The organism is Haloarchaeobius ordinarius (genome assembly GCF_051801355.1).
In the GTDB taxonomy this organism is placed as follows: domain Archaea; phylum Halobacteriota; class Halobacteria; order Halobacteriales; family Natrialbaceae; genus Haloarchaeobius.
This window is the reverse complement of the sequence record NZ_CP196560.1, coordinates 555,987-576,327: the sequence shown is the minus strand read 5'-3', so window position 1 is coordinate 576,327 and position 20,341 is coordinate 555,987. Positions and strand designations below refer to the sequence as shown.

General features: G+C 65.6%; 18 protein-coding genes and 1 tRNA gene. 10 read left to right on the top strand and 9 right to left on the bottom strand.

What is annotated here, in order from left to right:
• The first annotated feature begins 184 nt into the window (after positions 1-184).
• The 3 genes from ACSC1R_RS03030 (at position 185) to ACSC1R_RS03020 (ending at position 1,300) form a co-directional block, all read left to right on the top strand.
• A tRNA-Gly gene (locus ACSC1R_RS03030) sits at positions 185-255 on the top strand.
• 197 nt (positions 256-452) lie between these two features.
• The gene (locus ACSC1R_RS03025) at positions 453-707 is read left to right on the top strand and encodes a hypothetical protein (protein WP_439027596.1); all 255 of its coding nucleotides are present in this window, start codon (positions 453-455) and stop codon (positions 705-707) included.
• 101 nt (positions 708-808) lie between these two features.
• On the top strand, positions 809-1,300 hold the full coding sequence (locus ACSC1R_RS03020; RefSeq protein ID WP_439027595.1) for a cupin domain-containing protein: 492 nt from the start codon (positions 809-811) through the stop codon (positions 1,298-1,300).
• Here the strand turns inward: ACSC1R_RS03020 and ACSC1R_RS03015 are convergent.
• The gene (locus ACSC1R_RS03015; protein WP_439027594.1) at positions 1,276-1,431 is read right to left on the bottom strand and encodes a DUF7331 family protein; all 156 of its coding nucleotides are present in this window, start codon (positions 1,429-1,431) and stop codon (positions 1,276-1,278) included. The two genes, ACSC1R_RS03020 and ACSC1R_RS03015, sit on opposite strands and share 25 nt — an antisense overlap.
• A 94-nt stretch (positions 1,432-1,525) precedes the next feature.
• Entirely contained in the window at positions 1,526-1,816 is a 291-nt protein-coding gene (locus ACSC1R_RS03010) for a DUF7577 domain-containing protein (protein ID WP_439027593.1), read from the bottom strand.
• Positions 1,817-1,914: 98 nt separating this feature from the next.
• On the opposite strand from ACSC1R_RS03010, the gene ACSC1R_RS03005 reads away from it, so the two are divergent.
• Entirely contained in the window at positions 1,915-3,207 is a 1,293-nt protein-coding gene (locus ACSC1R_RS03005; protein ID WP_439027592.1) for an aryl-sulfate sulfotransferase, read from the top strand.
• 27 nt (positions 3,208-3,234) lie between these two features.
• On the opposite strand, the gene ACSC1R_RS03000 is transcribed toward ACSC1R_RS03005, so the two are convergent.
• Positions 3,235-4,320 carry a PQQ-dependent sugar dehydrogenase gene (locus ACSC1R_RS03000; protein WP_439027591.1) on the bottom strand — a complete coding sequence of 362 codons (1,086 nt, stop codon included), beginning with the start codon at positions 4,318-4,320 and terminating at the stop codon, positions 3,235-3,237.
• A gap of 35 nt (positions 4,321-4,355) precedes the next feature.
• A complete protein-coding gene (locus tag ACSC1R_RS02995; protein ID WP_439027590.1) occupies positions 4,356-5,255 on the bottom strand; it encodes an acyltransferase in 900 nt (299 codons plus the stop codon).
• Between the two features lie 261 nt (positions 5,256-5,516).
• Between ACSC1R_RS02995 and ACSC1R_RS02990 the strand changes: the two genes are divergently transcribed.
• Positions 5,517-6,842, top strand: coding sequence for a glycoside hydrolase family 68 protein (locus ACSC1R_RS02990; protein ID WP_439028751.1), 1,326 nt, complete (start codon positions 5,517-5,519; stop codon positions 6,840-6,842).
• Positions 6,843-7,186: 344 nt separating this feature from the next.
• Here the strand turns inward: ACSC1R_RS02990 and ACSC1R_RS02985 are convergent, their stop codons facing one another.
• Positions 7,187-9,322, bottom strand: a complete 2,136-nt coding sequence (locus ACSC1R_RS02985; RefSeq protein WP_439027589.1) for a GH32 C-terminal domain-containing protein — start codon at positions 9,320-9,322, stop codon at positions 7,187-7,189.
• 159 nt (positions 9,323-9,481) lie between these two features.
• Here ACSC1R_RS02985 and ACSC1R_RS02980 point away from each other — a divergent pair, with 159 nt between their 5' ends.
• Positions 9,482-10,534, top strand: coding sequence for an aldo/keto reductase (locus ACSC1R_RS02980; RefSeq protein ID WP_439027588.1), 1,053 nt, complete (start codon positions 9,482-9,484; stop codon positions 10,532-10,534).
• A 526-nt stretch (positions 10,535-11,060) separates the two neighbouring features.
• Here the strand turns inward: ACSC1R_RS02980 and ACSC1R_RS02975 are convergent.
• The gene (locus ACSC1R_RS02975) at positions 11,061-12,572 is read right to left on the bottom strand and encodes a heme-binding protein (protein ID WP_439027587.1); all 1,512 of its coding nucleotides are present in this window, start codon (positions 12,570-12,572) and stop codon (positions 11,061-11,063) included.
• 113 nt (positions 12,573-12,685) lie between these two features.
• Between ACSC1R_RS02975 and ACSC1R_RS02970 the strand changes: the two genes are divergently transcribed.
• Positions 12,686-13,216, top strand: a complete 531-nt coding sequence (locus tag ACSC1R_RS02970) for a PadR family transcriptional regulator (RefSeq protein WP_439027586.1) — start codon at positions 12,686-12,688, stop codon at positions 13,214-13,216.
• A 55-nt stretch (positions 13,217-13,271) separates the two neighbouring features.
• Here the strand turns inward: ACSC1R_RS02970 and ACSC1R_RS02965 are convergent, their stop codons facing one another.
• The 3 genes from ACSC1R_RS02965 to pyrH form a co-directional block, all read right to left on the bottom strand.
• Positions 13,272-15,068 carry a site-2 protease family protein gene (locus tag ACSC1R_RS02965; protein ID WP_439027585.1) on the bottom strand — a complete coding sequence of 599 codons (1,797 nt, stop codon included), beginning with the start codon at positions 15,066-15,068 and terminating at the stop codon, positions 13,272-13,274.
• A 641-nt stretch (positions 15,069-15,709) separates the two neighbouring features.
• Positions 15,710-17,380, bottom strand: a complete 1,671-nt coding sequence (gene lysS / locus ACSC1R_RS02960) for a lysine--tRNA ligase (RefSeq protein ID WP_439027584.1) — start codon at positions 17,378-17,380, stop codon at positions 15,710-15,712.
• A 141-nt stretch (positions 17,381-17,521) separates the two neighbouring features.
• The gene (gene pyrH / locus ACSC1R_RS02955) at positions 17,522-18,238 is read right to left on the bottom strand and encodes a UMP kinase (RefSeq protein ID WP_439027583.1); all 717 of its coding nucleotides are present in this window, start codon (positions 18,236-18,238) and stop codon (positions 17,522-17,524) included.
• 224 nt (positions 18,239-18,462) lie between these two features.
• Here pyrH and ACSC1R_RS02950 point away from each other — a divergent pair, with 224 nt between their 5' ends.
• The 3 genes from ACSC1R_RS02950 to ACSC1R_RS02940 all read left to right on the top strand — a co-directional run bounded on the left by ACSC1R_RS02950 (position 18,463) and on the right by ACSC1R_RS02940 (position 20,209).
• Positions 18,463-18,747, top strand: a complete 285-nt coding sequence (locus ACSC1R_RS02950; protein WP_439027582.1) for a hypothetical protein — start codon at positions 18,463-18,465, stop codon at positions 18,745-18,747.
• Positions 18,748-18,852: 105 nt separating this feature from the next.
• On the top strand, positions 18,853-19,680 hold the full coding sequence (locus ACSC1R_RS02945; RefSeq protein WP_439027581.1) for a molybdopterin synthase: 828 nt from the start codon (positions 18,853-18,855) through the stop codon (positions 19,678-19,680).
• Positions 19,681-19,957: 277 nt separating this feature from the next.
• A complete protein-coding gene (locus ACSC1R_RS02940; RefSeq protein ID WP_439027580.1) occupies positions 19,958-20,209 on the top strand; it encodes a DUF7123 family protein in 252 nt (83 codons plus the stop codon).
• The last annotated feature ends 132 nt before the right edge of the window (positions 20,210-20,341 follow it).

The window sequence follows — 20,341 nt, the reverse complement described above, 5'->3', positions numbered from 1 at the left end:
AGAGGCTGGACGTTCGTCCACTTGTCTCCGGTGTCCCGTCGCCGTTCCCTGTGTCACTTCCGCCCCCGAAAACGCTACGTTGAAGTACGGTCGTGCAAAATATCTTGATAGACCACTACGGGAGCACCGTCGTCCCCACGAACGAAGTGAGTGGGGGTTCGATGCGAACGAACGTAGTGAGTGAGCACCGTTGGTCCAGTGGTAGGACATTAGCTTCCCAAGCTAATAGCCCGGGTTCAATTCCCGGACGGTGCATTTCTGCGACGAACGGACGGGTAGAGTACTCGCTCTCCGTTCGGGATTCTCGCTTTTCAGGATTCCACCGACTGCGTCCGAAGGTAGTCACTCCTTACGTCCTCTGTCGGGTGAATTAGACTGGAACTAGCGATCTGATAACTCGCGATTAGCTATGACACTACTGGCCGATTGAAGGTGCAGGGAGTTGGGAACTCGTGAGCTACGACATTCAACGCAACAGTGCTGGACCGTTCAACACGACCGTCAGTACAGTCTTCGACGAACAGGAAGACGCACTGCTGGGTGTCCACTACGACAGCGAATCGGTCATCGAGCGATGGCCGCAGCTGGCCCGTGGATACGGGGAGAACGACTTCACGATGGTCCGTGCGACGGTCGCGGGCGAGTGGGATTCCATCGACCACGAGGACCTCCACGTCGACCCCGAAGACATCCTCCACGGGGAGTGACTCCGGGTTACGAACACGACTCGTTCTCGCGGCCGAGATGGGACCCTCAGACGTGTCTCTCCTGGGAAAGTATCAGGTGGCGTGCAGTCGTAGCTTCGGGTATGACGGGATACGTCAACGAGGCCGAGTGTGAGTGGGAGACAGTGGAGAACGGTGAGACGCGCTTTCGGCGCAAACGGCTCGGCACGGCGGCCGGTAGCGACCGACTTGGGGCGAGTCTGTACGAGTTACCGCCCGGGTCGCGTTCGTGGCCATACCATTACCACACTGCCAACGAGGAGGCGATTTACGTCCTGGCAGGGTCGGGGATGCTCCGGACTGCCGATGGGGAGGAGTCTCTCGACGCAGGCGATTTCGTGGCCGTACCGACGGGTGAGGACGGTGCACATCGCGTCGTCAACTCGGGCGACGCACCGCTGCGGTATCTCTGTGTCTCGACGATGCGGGACCCGGACGTCACGGTGTATCCGGACTCGGGAAAACTCGGAATCTTCGCGGGTGCCCCCCCAGGCGGCGACTCGACGGAACGAACCGTCGGTGGCTACTACCCCCGTGATGCTGCCGTCGACTACTGGGACGGCGAGGAGCGGTAGTCGGACTGGGTAAGTGCGACTGTCGTATCGGACTCGATCCATGCGTCGAGGTTCTCTCTGTCGTAGATGATGAGGCCGTTGACAGTCTCGCGGCCGACGTAGCGCTCGTTTTCAGTATCGGTCGTGTTCATTCGACTCGATACTGGCTTCTGCACGGGTCGGTATATGTTTGCTGGCCAAAACCGGCCGAAACGGCTATCAGGGTGGCTGTAACGGCCGAAACGCCTATGTGCCCGAGAGCGGCTCGGCGCAGTGCCGACAGTACCGGAACGTCGGGTCGAGTTCGTTCGGCGTCCCACAGTGCGGGCAGTGCCGTGCGTCCCCATCGGTCTCTCGCTCTCGCGGAGGAGCAGCCGGGGCGCTCGCCACTCGGTCTTCGAGGCTGATACCGTCGCCGTCGGGAACGGCACGAGACGGTCCGCTGTCCGTCTGGCGGCGGTAGTAGATGTACACCGCCAGCTGGAGTGCCGCGAACACGAGCAGGTAGCCGATGGCCCAGTCCCAGACCTCTGCCATACTGTGGTATAGTGTGGCACGCTACTTGATTGTTGGTACTCGCGTCTCGGGGCGCGAAAATCCGTCAGAGTTAGGCATCGTCGCCTGCAGGCAGGCGTATGGAACGACGGTCCCGAATATTCGCAGTCTCCGCCCTCCTCCTCCTCGTCACGGCGTATCTGGGGCTGCAGGCGGCACTCGGCGCCCCCGCGGCCGCGGCTGCCTCGGCGGCGAACGAGACGAACAGTACCAACGAGACGGCTTCGGTCCTCGAACAGCATGCCGGGAACACACTCATCGGTATCCAGAGCTACGGTGACGCCTTCGAGGGGCGCGCCATCGAGGTGAACCCCGCGGGCGAAGTGGTGTGGGAGTACACGCCCGAGAACTCCCGCGTGTTCGACGTGGAGATGCTGGAGGACGGTAACGTCCTCGCGTCCGTGGCGACGAAGCGCCCGGCCAGCGCCTGCCCCGCGGAGTTCGCCGAGGACGGCTGTGTCCACAACCGCGTCGTCGAACTCGACTACGAGACGAAAGAGGAGGTGTGGAACTACTCGTGGTACGACGTGTTCGTCCACAACCACGAGGTCCACGACGCCGACCGCCTCGAATCCGGTGAGACCGCCATCATCGACATGGGGAACAACCGGGCGTTCACCGTCGACGAGAACGGCGAGATAACCTGGGAGTGGCACGCCCGCGAGCACCTCGGTGACGGAACCGAGTTCGACCAGCAGTACGACAGCCCCGAGTACAGTGGGCCCGAGAACGACTGGACCCACATGAACGACATCGACGCCCTCGACAACGGGAACTTCCAGCTGTCCATCCGGAACTTCGACGTGGTCATCGAGGTGAACCGGACCACGAAGGACGTGGTGAACGTCGTCGGGAAGCCCGGTGAGCACGACATCCTCTACGAACAGCACAACCCGATGCGACTGAACGGGACCGTGCTCGTCGCAGACAGCGAGAACGACCGCGTCGTCGAGTACGACGTCGAGTCCGGCGAGAAGGTGTGGGAGTACAGCCGCGGTATCCTCTGGCCACGGGACGCCGACCGTCTGGAGAACGGCAACACGCTCATCGTGGACACGTTCAACAACCGCGTCATCGAGTTGAACAAAGAGGGTGAGGTCGTCTGGCGGTACGGGAACATCATGATGCCCTACGCGGCCGACCGACTCGGCCAGCCAGAGGAAGGTGGTGTCGAAGCCACCGGTGAGAACCTGACGAGCAAGATCGAGGGCGAAGGTGTCGACAAACAGGTCGGGACCTACGTCGCCTGGGCCCGGTTCGTCTTCCCCGGCTGGGTGGCGTTCGAGGAGTTCGCCGCGGCGGTGGCCGGTGCGGTCCTCACGCTGGTCCTCGTGTTCGACCTCGCGGTCTTCGGTGTGGCCCGGCTCCGTTGAGCGGACACGTTCCGTTTCGATTCCTGTCTACGGTGGCAGAATCCTGAACACGGCATCGTCTGTCGGCTCCGGGTTGCCGAGCCCGTCCTGGTCGCTCGTCGTGAGATAGAGGTGGTCGTCCGGTCCAGTGAACGTCGTCCGGATGCGACCGAGGTCGTCGTAGAACGTATCTTCTGACACCACGACACCGCCGTCGAGAACGACACGTCGCAGGTGCTCGCCATCGAGTGCGCCGAGGAAGAAGCTGTCGCGCCAGCGGTCGATGCCGCCCTGGTAGTACGCCAGGCTCGCGGGGGCGATAGCCGTCGACCACGTCACCAGCGGGTCGACGAACTGCTCGGCCTGTGTCGGACCGGTGACGACTGGCCAGCCGTAGTTCTCCCCCCGGCGGACGTGATTGAGTTCGTCGTCCCGGTTCTGTCCACGTTCGCACACGTAGCACTCGCCGTCGACGAACGTGATTCCCTGTGGGTTGGAGTGGCCGTAGCTGTACACCGCGTTCCCGAACGGGTTGTCCGGGTGTGGGTCACCGTCGCGGGTGAGCCGGAGCACCTTGCCCGCGAGCGAACCGGTGTCCTGGGCGAGCTGTGGGTTACCGGCGTCGCCGGTCGTGACGTAGAGAGCGTCCTCCGGTCCGATTTCGAGTCGGCCACCGTTGTTGATGCTGGCGGCGGGGATCTTGTCGAAGAGGACGCCACTGACCGCGAACTCGCGGTCGACGGCGAGTTCGAGGACGCGATTCCACAGCCCGGACGACCGCTGATACGTCTGGTAGGCGAACGCCCGGGTGGGGTCGGCCGGGTCGAACGCCAGTCCGAGCAGTCCGGACTCGCCGCGTTCGACGGTCTCTTCGGTCAGGTCGCGGGCGAGTCCCGCGTCGCGTCCGGTCGCTCGCTGGATTCGACCGGGGCGCTCCGTGAGGTAGAGTTCGCCGGTCCGTGGGTGGAAGGCGGCTCCCCAGGGCGTGTCGAGCCGCATCCGAACGCGTTCGAGCCGTATCGGCTGTCGCTCGCTCGTCGTCGGCGTCTGTTCGTCGTCGTCGAGAGTCAAGCACCCGGCTCCGGCGATGGGGGGGAGGGCGGCGAGGGTGGCGAGGAACCGGCGGCGGCGCATGGTCACGCGATTTGGGCTGACTGGGTAAAAATCTGTTACTTCCGGGGCGACAGGTCTCGCCCGAACTCGTCGAACGGCTCGAGGTCGTCGGGGAGGTCGTAGGGTATCTTCCGTTCGTCCTGGCGGTTCACGTTCGCGTCGTCGAGTGGTTCGGCGACGTCTTCGAAGCCGGGTTTCACCTTCACGCTCTTTGCGGGCTGGCCGACGGCGACGTGGTGGGCGGGGATGTCGGTCTGGACGACCCCCCGGGCACCGACGACCGCGTTCTCGCCGACCTTGCAGCCCGCCCGGACCATCACGTCGAAGGTGAGGCGGACGTCGTCCTCGACGATGGTGTGGAAGTTCTCGACGGCGGTCTGGTCGACGACGTCGTGGTCGTGGCTGTAGATGTGGACGCCGTCGGAGATGGAACACCGGTCGCCGATGGTGAGCTTCCCGCGGTCGTCGAGGTGGACGTCGTCGTGGACGACGACGTTGTCGCCGATGGAGATGTTGTGGCCGTAGGTGAACGTGATGCCCTTGAAGAACCGGCAGTTCTCGCCCACGTCCTCGAAGAGGTGTTCGGCGAGCATCTGGCGGAAGCGCAGGGCGAACTCGACGTTGTCGGCCATCGGTGTCGCGTCGAACTGCCGCCAGAGCCACTGAAGATGCTTCGAGCGTTTGAACGCCTCCTCGTCCTTCTCGGCGTAATACTCGGACTCCAGCGTGGTGTTACACGGGTCGTACCCCTGCAGGCGGACCTGCTCGGCTGCCGAGACGCTCTCGCCGTTCTTCCATCGTTCGTAGGCGTCGCGGTCACCGTGGAGGTCGACGAGCACGTCCTCGACCACGCTGCAGGTGCTCTCGTCCGAGGCGAGTCGGTCGTCTACCTCCTCGATGAACGCCCGGACGCCGGCCTCCGCACCGTCCGGCAACGAGACGTGTCGCTTCGTCATGCACGGTCGTTCGGCGCGGACACATATGGTGGTTCGGTTGTGGGAACGTACTACCAGCGGGCGTCCCGGTTGCCGGTACTCGGGCGGACTCTACGTGTCCCGGCGCGGGACTTGCCGGGAAGAGGTACAACTATTCACTCGGAAGTGAGTAGTGTCTGTATGGACGACGAGAGGCCCGAACCGGGGACACCGACGTTGCTCCGCGACCAGGCCGAGACCGACACCGAGCGCGACGACGAAGCCGGAGGTGACGTGTCACAGATGGGCACGTCTATTCACTCGGAGGTGAGTAGTAAGAGTCTGTCCGAGCAGACGCCCGCCTGGACCCGCGACCAGGCTGCGGGCATCGTCCGGCGTGACGATGCCACCGCACCCATCATCTACCCGCCCGAGACGAAGACCGACCCGGAGTACCACATCTGGGACACCTGGCTCCTGCGAACCCGGGACGGCAGCATCGCCACTCCCGGTGGCTACCGCGTCATCTTCTGTCTCTCTGCGCCGTCGGACCTCCTTCCGGGCAAACGCCACGACGTGGCGACCATCCGGTACTTCTACTCGAAAGACGGCGAGCAGTGGAACCGCGGCGGCGTCGCTGTGGAACCAGCCGACGCGTTCGGCTCGCGCCAGTGGGCCGGCTCCGCGCTGCTCGACGACGACGGTACCTGCTATCTCTACTACACCGCCGCCGGCGAGTCCGGTGAGGAGGAACTGACCTACACCCAGCGCCTCGCCTGTGCGTCCGGCGGGACTGTCGACGCCAGCGGACAGGGCCTCAGCCTCCAGGGCCCGTGGGAGCACGAGATTCTCGCCGAACCGGACGGCGAGTGGTACGAGACCGAAGAGCAGTCCCGCGGGATGATATACACCTTCCGGGACCCGTGGTTCTTCGAGGACCCTGCCGACGGCGAGACGTATCTGCTGTTCGAGGCGAACACGCCGGTCCCAGAGGGCTCGGACGCCTGTGGTGGCGATGCGGCCCAGCAGGAGTTCAACGGGAGCATCGGCATCGCACACTCGCCCTCGGGCGACCCGACCGACTGGACTCTGCAGGCCCCCCTCCTCGACGCCGTGGGCGTCAATCAGGAACTGGAGCGCCCCCACATCGTGGTCGACGACGGGCAATACTACCTGTTCACCGCGAGCCACGTCCACACGTTCGCGCCCGGCCTCTCTGGGTACGACGCCCTCTACGGCTTCGTCGCGGACTCCCTGCGCGGGGCGTACGAGCCCCTGAACGGCTCCGGGCTGGTGCTGACGAACCCACAGAACGCTCCCTTCCAGGCGTACTCGTGGATGGTGTACCAGCACCGCGACGAGTTGCTGGTGACGAGCTTCTTCAACTACTACGACTTCGACCGGCCGTCGCTGGACGACGTGGCGCTCTTGCCCGAGGACGAGCAGATGCGTCGCTTCGGCGGGACGCTCGCGCCGACGGTTCGACTCGGATTCGGCGATGGGGAGACGTGGCTTCGCGGGGTGCTGGCCCATGGACAGCTGCCGACCGAGGACGAGGAGCTGCCGCCGGCGGACTTCGCGGAGCGATACGGGGCGCGCGAGGACGAATCTGGGTACTCGTCTCCGTGAGGGGCGTTTGCGGGGTGGGTGCGGTTCGGATTGGGTGATCGCTCGTTTTTGACGGGTTGGTGTCGACGAGCAGTTGACTCGCGCTGCTGTTCTCGGTCGGGGAAGCTGTGCTGTTGCTAGTGATTACGAGCAGGTCACTCGCGCTGGTGGCACTGGAACCGCCCCGCACAGCACCACCCGAACCACACCCTCCCCAGCCGATTCCGATGCTCGCTACACTCCGTTTCGCTGTGCTTCTCATCCCTCGCGCGACTCTGTCTCGCAGCCTCGCTTTCGCTCGGCACCCTCGCCAGCGCGCGCCAGAGTGTTCGTGACAATCCAGAAAACAGCCGTTTCTCCTGTTCTCACCGCCCGGCCGGCCACACGCTCTCGAGTTCCCAGCCCTCCACGTCCACGTCGACCGGGCCGCCGAGGGAGTGAATCGAGACGCCAGTCGCGTCCGCCCGGGTGGGGTACACCCGACTCGTCAGGCAGCGGTGTTCGTTCGCGAATATCTCGACGACGCTCCCGTCGACGAACACGTGGAGGTCGACCGGCCCGTCGCCGCCGACCGGCATGTGCTGTTCGCCGGACTCGGCGGCGGGGTCCTGACTGCTCCGTGAGCGGTCGACGACGACGGACTCGCCGTCGTAGCGGATGGCGGTCCGCTCGGAGAGCGCGGGCGACTCGCAGACGCCGAGTTCGAAGGTGCCGCCGGGTGAGACGTCGACCGAGAGCCGGAGTTCGATTGCACCACCCAGGTCGAGCCGGCGGTGGGCGTCGGTCGGGAGGCCGAGTTCGCGCGATTCGACGTGGCGCTCGCGGAGCGTGGCAACCTCTGCGGCGGGGCGCTGGCGGAGGCGGCCGTCGTCGCCGAGGTCGAGTTCACGGGGCAGCGACATGAGACCGGACCAGCCCGCCTCCCACTGTGCGTCCATGCCGCGGGCCTCGGGGAGCCACCCGAAGGTGAGTTCACGGCCGTCGCTGGTGGAGAGCGACTGGGGAGCGTAGAACTCGCCGTAGTCGAGTTTCCCCTCGTACTCGGTGGTGAACTCGGGTACCGAGAGGGCGGCCTCGCCGAGGAAGTACCGGACCTCGTCGTAGTTCGAGACGTGCAGGAGCTGTTTCTCGCCGAAGTCCAGTAGCTCGGGGCACTCCCAGACGGTACCGTGGCCGTCTTCACCGGTGAGGAGCGGGCCGACGTACTCCCACTCGCGGAGGGTTTCGGCGCGGTAGAGGAGGGCGGTGCCGCCCACCTCGGTCACGCCGGAGCCGATGAGCTGGTACCAGTAGCCGTCCTCGCGCCAGACGCAGTGGTCACGGAACTCGGCCTCCCAGTCGTCGGTCGAGAGGATGTCGATGTCCGTGGGTGCCTCCTCGATGATGGGGTTGTCGTGGTGTTTCGTCCAGGACCGGAGGCCGTCGCGGCTGGTTGCGAGACACGGCAACTGGACGTGGCCCGCGCCGCCGGTGTACAGCAGGGTCGGCGTCCCGTCGTCGTCGACGACCGCACAGCCCGACCAGCACCCGTCGTGGTCCGGCCCCCCGGGCGTCGGTGCGAGCGCGACCGGCTCGTCGCGCCAGTGGATCAGGTCTTCGCTGACGGCGTGACCCCAGTGGATGGAGCCGTGGAACGGCCCGCTTGGGTTGTACTGGTAGAAGACGTGGTACTCGCCCTCGTACTCGATGAGGCCGTTCGGGTCGTTGAGCCAGTTCGCCGGCGGCGAGAGGTGGTACGCCGGTCGGTGGTGGTCGTCGGCGAGTTCTTCGCGGAGTCGGGCGAAGCCCCCGGTCGTCGCGGGCCGGCCAGACACGTCCCGGCGGCGGTCGCCGGCGAGCGTCGCGAGCAGGTTGCGCACGAACTGCTCGTGGCGCATGGCGTCCTCGTAGTCGCCGGGGTCGCAGAAGCCGAGCGCGGACCCGGCTCCGATGACCCGACCCGAGCCGGGGGTCCACTCGACCAGTGTCCGGTGGCCGACGAGGTCGGCGTCGCCACGGACCGAACATGCCAGCACGTCGCCACTCTCGGGTATCACACGCTCGTACCGGGCGAACGCCTGCTCCCGGTCGGGAGCGCGCGTGAAGACGCGCCGACCATCGAACGTCTCGAACGCCGGATGGTCGTCGTGGAGCGACCGGCGGAGCACGCCGGCCCGGCCGGTGATGTCGTCCACACCAGTCGCGTCGGGAGCGACCGGGTCGATATCCAGCCGGTCGACGGCGGCCATGGCGCGGAGGCTCAACAGGAGCCCCCCGCCGTCTTCGACGTACGCGCGGAGCGGTTCGCCCGCGTTTCGCACGTCGACCCCGTCGAGCGGGCGGTCGCGGTGCCACCAGACGGCGTCGTACGCCGCGAGGTCGACCGCACCATCCGCGACCACGTCCAGCGAGATGCGGTCCGCACGGGTGGCCGTCTCGGCACACCAGTCGTATGCGGCTTGCTGCTCGCTGGTCAGTTCGGCCCCGTAGAGACACGCGACCCGAACCGGAATTCCGTCCATTGCTTCATTTTTACTCGTCACCGAATGAAAAACGTTGCTTCTCCCCCGTCACTCGCGGGACGGCGGAGACCTCGGTGAGGTAATCGTTCCTCCTTCTTCTTTCTCAGGAGTCGGGAACGAAGCACACCCGCTAAGTATCCCGCTTCCTAACCCGGGGATATGCACTATCGCGAACTCGGCGACTCCGGACTCGAGGTCTCCGAAATCGGGTTCGGCGCGTGGGTCGTCGGCACCGACTGGTGGGGCGACCGAACAGAGGAGCAGGCCAAGGAGATGGTCCGGTACGCCCTCGACCAGGGTATCACCTACTTCGACACCGGCGACGTGTACGGCCACGGCCGCAGCGAGGAACTCATCGGTGAAGCCCTCGGTGACCGCCGCGACGAGGTCGTCGTCGCCACGAAGGTCGGCTACGACTTCTACAACAACCCCCAGGCCGGCCACGGCGAACTCCCCAAGGAGATAACACCGGAGTGGATTCGCACCGCGACGGAACGCAGCCTCGACCGCCTCGGCTTCGACACCATCGACGTGCTCCAGCTCCACAACGCCAACGTCGACGAGGTCGACGCGGACGTACTGGAGACGCTCGACGAACTGAAAGAGGAAGGGCTCGTCAACGCCGTCGGCTGGGCGCTCGGCCCCTCTATCGGCTGGCTGGCCGAGGGCGACAGGGCCATCACCGAGGAGTTCGACTCGCTCCAGCTGGTCTGGAACATGCTCGAACAGGAGGTCGGCGGACATTTCCTCGACACCATCGAGGAGACCGGGTCGAACACGAGCCTCATCCCCCGTGTTCCACACTCCTCCGGTGTCCTGAACGAGCAGGTCACCCGCGACACCGAACTGGACGACGACGACCACCGCTCGTACCGCCCCGACGCCTGGTACGAGACGGGCTGGGAGAAGCTCGACGCGGTCCGGTTCCTCGAACGTGATGGCGAACGTACCATGTCACAGGCCAGCCTCCAGTGGCTCCTGTACCACGATTCGGTCGCGACCATCACGCCGACGTTCCGCACCCGCGAGGACATCGACGAATGGGCAGCCGCCAGTGACGTCCCGCCGCTGTCGGACGAGGAGTTCGAGCGCGTGCAGGACCTCTACGCCGACGGCTTCGGCGTCGACCGCGACGACGGGATGGACGTGCTTCGCTCGTCCGTGGGAGGGAAAGACATAGAAACGGCTGGGATAGACAAGCGTGTCGCTTAAATAGAAAACGACCGATTAGCTATACCCACCGAAGTTCTACTTATGTATGCCCTCCTCAGGCGAGCGCATCGTTCGCCGCGAGGAGTGTGCAACGATGTTCGCCACCGACCGGGACAGGGGCACAGTGCGCTGGTATCGGTTCCGGTCGACGCTCGGACGTGTGAGCGGACCGGTCCTCGACCACGTGTCGAACGGTATCGGTCGCGTTCGCGCCCAACTGCAACACGGTGTACCGTCTCGTCCGTTCCGGATACCCCCCACACCGACCGGACTCGGCCGTCCACCGTGACGGACCGCACGCCCCCGCGGTTCTGGCAGTGACGGCCACGCACCACGAACCACCGTTTTCGCGTGGGTTCGTGGCTCCCCACGAAGACGCTCCTTTCCCCTATCCGATTCTGCCCCGGCGAGTGGCGACGCTGGTAGCGCCGGTCAGAAACGACGAAAATAGCTGTTGCGGCCAGTATGCGACGAAAGATCGGTTCCCGAATAGCAGGTCCACGAGGGGTCCCCGCTGGCGTGACGCCTACGCGAGGAAGACGTGTCGCGGACGGTCCGCGAGGATGTCTCGACCCCAGTCGACCGTGTCCGAGAAGGCGTCGGAGCGGAAGAACGCCATCGCGTCCTCCTTCGACTCCCAGCGCGAGGCGATGAACATGTCGTCCTCGTCCTCACGGTTCGCGAGCAGGTCGGTCTGGATGTGCCCGTCCATGTCGGAGAGCACCTCGCCGACGACCTCGAACTTCTCGACGAAGTCCTCGCGGTGTTCGGGTTTGACGGTGTAGAACATCCCCATCGTGCCCCAGGTGTCACTCTCGGCGTCGTCGCCGGCCTGCCGGACGATGCCGGGCAGGTCGGTGAGGAAGCCACTGGCGGTGTCCGCCGCCGATTCCGTCTCCCAGATGCTCACGATGGCCGTCGGCGAATCGCCCCCGGTCTCGTACACCGCAGTCTTGACGTGGGAATCGTAGTGGTCGAAGTTCTTTCGCAGCCCCGTCATCTCGTCGAACAACGTCTCGGGGTCGGCCTCGGAGTAGAGGACGACCGCGTACACGTCCTCCCCGTGGGGCTGACCGCCGTAGACGCCGCGGTCTTCGAGTTCTTCGCGAACGTCCGCGCCGTGGTCGGTCGGTGGGCGACCGCCCGCGTCGCCGTGGCCGTGGCTCTCGCCGTCGTCACCGTGGTGGTGACTGCCCTCGCCGTGGTCGGACGCCCCGTGGGGGTGCCCGGCGGCGTCTCCGTGGGGGTGGCCCTCGTCGGCGGGGACCGCCTCGCCAGCCATGAACGCGTCGAGGTCCGACGGCTCGAACCGGCGGCCGAAGTAGAACGTGCCGAACTCGGCGAACCGGCTGGACGAGGGGTCAAAGCGCATCTCGTACAGCAGGTCCTTGATTTCGGTCGGCTCGTCGGACCAGAGGGTGACGCCCCACTCGTGGTCGTCGAAGCCCACGCTGGAGGTGATCATCTGGGTGACCTTGCCCGCGTAGTCGCGGCCGATGTCCCCGTGGCTCGCCATGTGCTCGGCGCGCTCGTCGTGGGGCAGGTCGTACCAGTTGTCCTCGAGGGTGCGGCGCTTGTCCATCGGGTAGAACGAGACGTACTCCATGTCCGGGATGTCCGGGTGGAGTCGCGACTCGATGTACTGCGCCAGCCCGGAGTCCTCGTCGACCTCGCCCTCGAAGTACTCCCGGGCGCGCTCGGTGTAGCCCGAGGCCTCCGTGACGGAGACGTACGAACTCGACTGCTCGGTGAACCCGGCGAACTCGGTCTGCTCGAAGCTCCGTTCGAGCCGGTCGAGGTCGCCCATCGACTCGCGCAGGTGCAGGACCAGCAGGTCCGCCTTGTGCCCGACGATGGTGAAGAGAGCCGTCCCGCCCACCTCGGGGCTCGAATGTGCGTCGAAGAACTCACGGGCGTCCGCCAGGGCCCGCTCGCGCTCGCGCTCGGGGGCATCGCGCCACGCGTCCCAGTCGACTGTTCGGAAGTCGTGCAGTGCGTACCAGCCCTCCTCCGTCATCGGAGGTTCGCGTCGCTCCATATCGTCGGCTTGGGAGACCGAGAGTAAGGACGTGTTGGTTCGTCGTCCCTGATGCGGGCAACCCCTCGTGTGTACCGAAACCCTATTACTACCACCGGGGAAAGCCACACCCGATGCGGAAAAGCGGACCGCCGAAAGGCCTCATCGCGTATCTCGTGCTGGAACTCCTAGAGGAGAAACCGCGCTACGGGTACGAGATACTCAAGGAAATCCGCGACATCAGCGGCGGCCACTGGGAACCGTCCTACGGCTCGGTCTACCCCATCCTCTACAAGTTCGAGGACAAGGGCTGGGCCCAGCGCATCGAGCGCGAGGACGAACCAGATAGAAAGTACTTCGAGTTGACCGACGCGGGCCGCGACGAACTCGACGACCGCCGCGAGGACAGCGGGCACAAGGCCCGCGAGTTCGCAGACGTCATCCTCGGCTTCTACCACGTGTACGTCGCCTTCGCGACCGACGAGCGCTTCGACGTCCCCGAAATCGAGGGCGAGTGGCGTTTCGACGACGAGTTCTCCGGCTGGGTCGTCGAACAGATGATTCGCCACCACGAACACTACTTCAGCGACGACTTCGATAGAATCGAGGACACGCCCGAGGAGTTCTACGAGCGCCACGGCATCGACCAGAACGACGAAGACTGAGTCGGCAGGACCGCGGCGAAACGAGAGAGAAGTGCCCTTTTTCGACCCTCGGACCTCACCCGAACAGCTGCGGCCCGAGGATGAGCACGAGGAAGCTCACCAGCATGGTGAGGCCGACCGTCGTCGTGACCAGCCGGACCCGGCGGCGCGTGGCCTGGATGGGCAGGCGGGACATGACGGCCTCGGTCGAGGTGCGCAGGATGTGCCCGCCGTCGAGCGGGAACGCCGGGATGCAGTTGAAGAAGCCGAGCTGGATGTTGATCCAGCCGGTCCAGAACAGCAGGTTGGCGAGCAGGAACACGCCGCCGCCGAGGAACCCGAGCGGGCCGGTCGCGACGAAGAAGTTCGTTATCTCGCCGGTGAAGCCCGCGAAGTTGTACGGCAGGGTACCGGTACCGCCCGCGACGACGCCCACGACGGGCAGGATGAGCACGAACAGCATCTTGCCGAAAAAGGAGGAGGCGAACTCGTTCAGGCTGCTCTGGTCGCCGCCGCCGAGGATGGCGAGGTAGCGGTCGGCCGGGTAGAACTGCACGCCGAGGTCGGTCACGTCGAGGCCGGTCGTGCCGAAGGAGGTCGCGAACACGCCGAGTTGCGGGTCGCCATTGCGGTCGCCCATCGTCACCTGGTAGGTCTGGCGCTGGCTCCCGTCGTAGGCGACGACCTCGACGGTCTGGCCGGGGTCGGTGCCGTCGATTGCTTCCGAGAGGTCGGTCCAGGTCACGACGCGCTCGCCGGCGAACTCGGTTACGACGAGGTTCGACCCGGCTTCGGGGCCTTCGGCGGCGAACGCGCCACCGTCGGCGATGCGAACGTACGCTCCCGCGACGAAACTGGTCGTCACGTCCTCGCCGTCGGCCGAGGTCGCGTCGACCGTCACCGGACCGGGTGACTCGGCCAGTGCCGTCTGGAATTCGGAGACGGTGGCGACCGGAGTGCCATTGACCGCGCGGATGGTCGCGCCGGAGTTGAGGCCGGTCGGGCCGTCGGTCAGTGCCTCGCGGACGAGGACGGTCCGTTCGAGCGTCCGCGTGTCCTCACCGTTGACCGTGATGTCGACGGTGTCGGCGTCGCTGGCGTCGAGCAGGTCCACGAGGTGGGAGTTGTTCTGGACTGCGGTCCCGTCGACCGCGGTGATGCGGTCGCCGCCTGAGAGGCCGGCGTTGGCAGCCGGCGAGCCCGCGGCGACACCGCCGACGAGTGCCCCGTCCGCGACTGCGATGGAGCCCGCGATGGGTCCGAACAGCAGGGCGAACGCGACCAGCGTGATGGCGAAGTTGTTCGTCACGCCCGCGGCGAACATCCGGGTCTGTGCGCCCCGGTTCGCCTCCCGGCGTGCGTCCTCGTTCGGTTCGACGAACGCCGCGATGGGCAGGATGGCCAGCAGGCCGACACCCATCGATTCGATTTCGATGTCTTCGACCCGGCAGAGCAGGCCGTGGCCTCCTTCGTGGACGATGAGGCCCACGGCGAGGCCGAACAGGATTTCGGGTGCCACGGAGAGCGGCAGGAAGTCGTTCACGCCGGGGATGACGAGCACGTTCTTCGGCTGGTTCACCGCCGTCGGCGCGGGCGGGTTCTGGATGGTCGAGAGCGCCCCATCGAGCAAGAAGACGAACGCCCCGAACATCACGACCAGCGCGATACCCACGCCCACGTTCGCCCAGGCACGCCAGAAGCGGCGTGGCCCGGCGGCCCATTCGAGGAAGTCCCGACCCCGCTTCGTGTGAATCAGCAGGATGGGCCCCTGTGTGGAGACGTACGAGGGGAGCAGTCCCTCGCGCTTGGCCGCCAGCACTGCCATCCAGTAGACGGCGAAGCCGACGAGCACCAACTGCAGAGTGGAGACCATTACGGGTGACTGGGGCAGGGACGGGCAAAGGAGTTTGGTTTGGGGGTGGTACGTGGTGTTCTCGTGGGTGGGTTCGGAGGTGGCGGGAAGTGGGCTGTGTGTTGTTGGGTCGGGTTTGGGTCGTTTGGTCGGTTGCGAGGGCTGGCTGGGTTGGTGGTTCGACTGGAGTGAGGGGTTCGGGTGGTTGGTCGCGACGAGCGGCGAACTCGCGCCGATGGCACTGGAACCGCCACCGCACAGCACCGCCGCGCACCACAGCCTCCCCAGCCGACTCCCTCCGTTCCACTCCACTTCGTTCCGTTCCACTCCGGTCGTCCCTCGCGTGGTTCCGGCTCGCGGTCTGCGACACGCTCGCCAGCACGCGCCCCCGGTTTGTCGGTTCTTCTCTGAAACCGAAAATCAACTGTGGCGTGCGCGGTCGGCAGTCTGAGCGTCAGCGAAGACTGCTGACGAAAGCGCGCGAGGGATGAGCACCGGAGTGGAGCGAAGCGGAACGAGGAGCGCAATCGGCTGGGGAGGGCGTGGCGCGGTCGTCGACGCTAGCGATAGTCGGCTACGAGTCGGAGACGGGTCCATACCGGGAGGGAAACCACCTTCTCCAGACGCAAGAACAGAAACTGCAGAAACGGCAGAACCCGAATTCAGGCTTCTCGCCGCAGCCGCTTCACCACGAACTCGCGCTCCAGCTTCGAGAGGAACGGTCCGAGTTGTGGGCCCTGGTCCTGCCCGAAGAAGAGCTGGTAGCCCGCGCCGAAGAACGACCCCATATCGAGGTTGCGGCGCTTGGCGGACTCGTATATCTCGCCCTGTATCTCTTCGCCGTCGTGGCCTTCCTCCACGAAGTCGGCGAGCTGGTCGAGGGCGGCTTCGGTCTCCGCGTCGAAGTCCACGTCGGGGAGCTCCTCCAGCACGGTGTAGTTGTACTCGTTGTCGGTGCGCTTCGCCCAGCGTTCGGCGCGGTCGACGCGCTCGAAGGCGGCGTCGATGGTCGCCTGGTCGGCGTCCTCGGGGATGTGCCCCTGCTTCTTGGCGTGCTCGACGCGGGTCTGCTCGTCGGGGAACATCGAGAGGACGGCCGCGAAGGTGTAGGGGAGGCGAATACGGTCCTCGTCGATGTCCTCGACGACGAAGGGGTAGACGCGTTCTGCCTTCGCGACCTCGTCCTCGGTGCCCTCGACCTCGCCGAAGTAGAGCTGTTCGAAGCGGTCGAACTCGTCGACGAGCTGGTCGAGCCGTTCGATGGAGAAGTCACGCGCCTTCTTGGGGTCCTTCGCGAAGAAGTAGCGGACGACTTCTGGTTCGAGGAGTTCGAGCACCTCGCCGACGAGGATGATGTTCCCTTCCGAGGAAGAGAACGGTTTCCCGTCGAGGGTGAACCACTCGTACACCATCGGGACCGGCGGCTGGACGTCGAGTACGTTCCGGGCGATGTCGTCGCCGGAGGGCCACGAGCCCTCGGCGTGGTCCTTGCCGAAGGGTTCGAAGTCGACACCGAGGACCTGCCACTGGGCGGGCCACTCGAAGCGCCAGGGGAGTTTGCCCTCGCGGAAAGTGGCGGTACCCTCGTGGCCGCAGCCCGAGATGGTGTTGTCGCCGGCCTGCATGTCGGTACAGACGTAGTCGACGGTGCCGGCCTCGGTGTCGATGGCCGTCACGGTCTCCGTAATCTTCCCGCACTCCGAACAGATGGGGTTGAACGGGACGTAGTCCTCGTCGACCTTGTCCTGGTACTGTGACAGGACCTCGCGAGCCTCGTCGGCGTGGTCGAGGACGAACTTCACCACGTCGTCGAACCGGCCCGCCTCGTACATCGCGGTGTTGGACTCGATGTCGAACTCCACGTCGAGCAGTTCGGCGCTCTGGGTGATGAGGTTCGAGAAGTGCGCGCCGTAGGAGTCACAGCAGCCGAACGGGTCCGGGATGTCCGTGTAGGGGTGGCCCAGATTTCGGCCGAGGGCACCGGCGTTTACGTCCCCGAGGTCGACGATGTCGCCGTCGAGGTTCGCGAGCTTTCGCGGGAGCTTTCGCAGCGGGTCGCGGTCGTCGGCGGTGAACACCTGCCGGACGTCGTGGCCGCGCTCGCGGAGCACCTCTGCGACGAAGTAGCCGCGCATAATCTCGTTGACGTTGCCGAGGTGGGGCACACCCGAGGGAGAGATACCGCCCTTGATGATGATGGGCTCGGCGGGCTCGCGCGCCTCGATGACGTCGGCGATGCGGTCGGCCCAGAAGACGTGGCGGGCCGCCTCGCCACCGGATTCGTCGTCGCCGGAGAGGGTGTACGGACTGGTGGCGTCGTCGGTGCGACTCACCGGTCGCTCACCCCGATTCCTGTCGGTCGAACGCGTGTCTGTTGCATGAAAGAGCGTACCGCTGTCGCGCTCTTAAGGGTTGTCAACCTGTGAAAACGGGTCGCAGGGACTGTCGTGGCGGTAGCCGAGACGGTACGAGAATTACTCCGCCCAGTACGTCAGTTCGTCGCCGGTGCCCTCGGGGATGATGTCGGTGCCGTCGTGCTCGCCGTGGCGGACCGCGTTCAGGACGCGGGTCGGGTCGTTCCCGTCAAGGACGATGGTGCGCATGCCCGAGCGCTGGATGATCTTCGCGGCGAGGAGGTCCACGGGCGCGGACGAGCCGGCGTTCATCTCCAGTCCGGCGATGACCTCGACGAGTTCCTCGGCCGAGAGCTGGTCGTACTTCTCGGCGTCGGGGTCCTCGTTCGGGTCGGCGGAGAAGACGCCGGGGACGGAGGTGGCGTAGACGAGCAGGTCCGCGCCGACGTACTCCGCGACGGCGGCACTGACGGCGTCGGTCGTCTGGGCCGGGGCGACCCCGCCCATCACGCACACGTCGCCGTTGCGCATGATCTCGCCAGCCTGTTCGTAGTTCTTCGCGGGCGCGGTGACCACGTTCTCACCGAGCGCGGCGATGAGCAGGCGGGCGTTCAGCCGCGTCACGTCGATGCCGAGCTGGTCGAGTTCGATCTCGTTGGCACCGAGGTCGCGGGCGGTCCGGATGTAGTCCCGGGCGACGCCGCCGCCCCCGACGACGGCTGCGACCTGGCACCCGTCGTCGACGAGTTCGTTGATGACGTCGGCGAACGCCGAGACGCGCTCTGCGTCGAGTTCCGGCGCGAGGACACTGCCACCGACGGAGACGACTACCTTCATTGTCGCCGTGTAGCCCACTGCATCTCTTAAGGATTGCCAAGTCCGGGCCGGTGGCGCGTCGGCAGTGGGTCGGGTCACCAACTGAGTGGTGAGTGAGCCACTACCGGTATGGTCGTACTGTCACCCGCGGAACGGCCGGTAACGCCACGCTCGACCGTTCTAAACCCTGTTTTTCGAGTGAACTAACCGTCTCCCTTTTATGTCAATGCCGCGTATGCTACTCCATGCTTGGGGTTCTCATCGCACTGGTGTTCGGTGCCGCCTGCTGTGTCGTTCTCGGCTACGCAGTTGGGCGGTATCGCGTCGGGACACTCTCGACGACGGACCTGCGCCGTGTGACGGGCCCGACGTTCGGCTCGCTCGCGCTCGTGGTCCTCGCCTTCGGGGAGGAAGCCGGCCAGCCGACGCTCGGTCGCGCCGGTGGTGTCCTGTTCCTCTTTTTCACCCTCGTCGTCGCGAAGGATTCGCTGTTCGAGGGCGTGCGCTGGCTGTTCCGGCTGCCGCCGTAGGTTCTGACCGCTACGTGGACTGGGGTCGGTGGGGGTGATTGGATTGGTGGGGGTGATTGGGTCGGTGGCGATACCTACAAGCGCCTTCCGCCGTTTTCCATGGATATGTACGTACTGGGTGTCGTCGGTCCGTCCGATTCGGGCAAGACGACGCTGGTGAGTCGGCTGGTCGAGGCGCTGAGTGAGCGTGGTCGCGTCGCGACGGTGAAACACTGTTCCGTCGAGCCGGACATCGACAGGGAGGGGCGCGACACCGCCCGACACCGGGCCGCTGGCGCCGACGTGACCTACGGCATCGCCGACGGCGCGTGGTTCGCGACCGGTGACGACCGGACTCTGGACGAGACGCTCGACGAGCTCGCGCCGGAGTACGACTTCTGTCTGCTGGAGGGATTCAGCCACGCGCGGCTGCCCCAGGTCGTCCTGGGTGGCCGTGAGCATGCGGGAGAGGCGCTCGCGACGGGAGATACTGCGGACGACGTGGAGGTGGACGCGGTGTGTGATGCGCTGGTCGAGACGGACCCGTACGAGTGCCTCGGCTCGCTCGTCGCCCGGGCGAAGCGGTCACCCGACGCGCCGAAGGCGGGCGCTATCGCGACGTTCACCGGGCGCGTCAGGGCGAAAGACGACGACGACGACACCGTGACCGAGTCACTGGAGTTCGAGAAGTACGAGGGTGTGGCCGAAGAGCGCATGGCCGCGCTGAGTACCGACCTCGAGACCCGCGACGGCGTCTACGAGGTCCTGCTGTACCACCGCACGGGCGTCATCGAGTACGGTGAGGACATCGTCTTCGTGGTCGTGCTCGCCGGGCACCGTGAGGAAGCGTTCCGCACGGTCGAAGACGGTATCAACCGGCTCAAAGACGAGGTGCCGATATTCAAGAAAGAAGTGACGACCGACGAGGAGTTCTGGGTCCACGAGCGTGCCTGACCCGGCGAGCACCGTGGAAACCGCGGCCTGAAAGCGGTGCATATTGCCGATAAATGTCGATGAGTCTGGATTTGTGTCGGGAGAAGGACGAGAGAATTTCGAAGCGTTAGCGACGTTTGTAAAACGTCTAAACGTCTCTCGAAGCGTCGTTAAAGGTGATAAAATGAATACAATGGGCCGAAACGCTCCGATTTCACTCGAAACGTGGCGAAACAGCCCGAAGCATCTCCCCTTTATAACATCTCCCGGGAGATAGGAGTGGTCGAGGCGAAACAAAATGAGCGCTACTCAGAACCCCTCCGCTGACAGCGAGCCCGTGAACAAAGAGACACGCCTTGCCGACTACCTGCGCGAGAAGGCGACCGACGGCGAGATGTACTTCAAATCGAAGTTCATCGCGGACGACGTCGGCCTCTCGCCCAAGGAGATCGGTGCACTCATGGTCAAGCTCAGAGAGTCCGCGACGGACCTCGAGATCGAGAAGTGGTCGTACACGAGTGCGACCACCTGGCGAGTCGCCCAGGCCTGACGCCGCGACCGGGTTCCCACACCACCGGTCCCCGTCACGGTCCCTCGACTCGGCTCCTCGAGCCGTCCTGAACGGTCCCCCGACCACTCCCGCACTGCCCGCAGTCCACCCCCCCACCGGGCTGTGAACCAC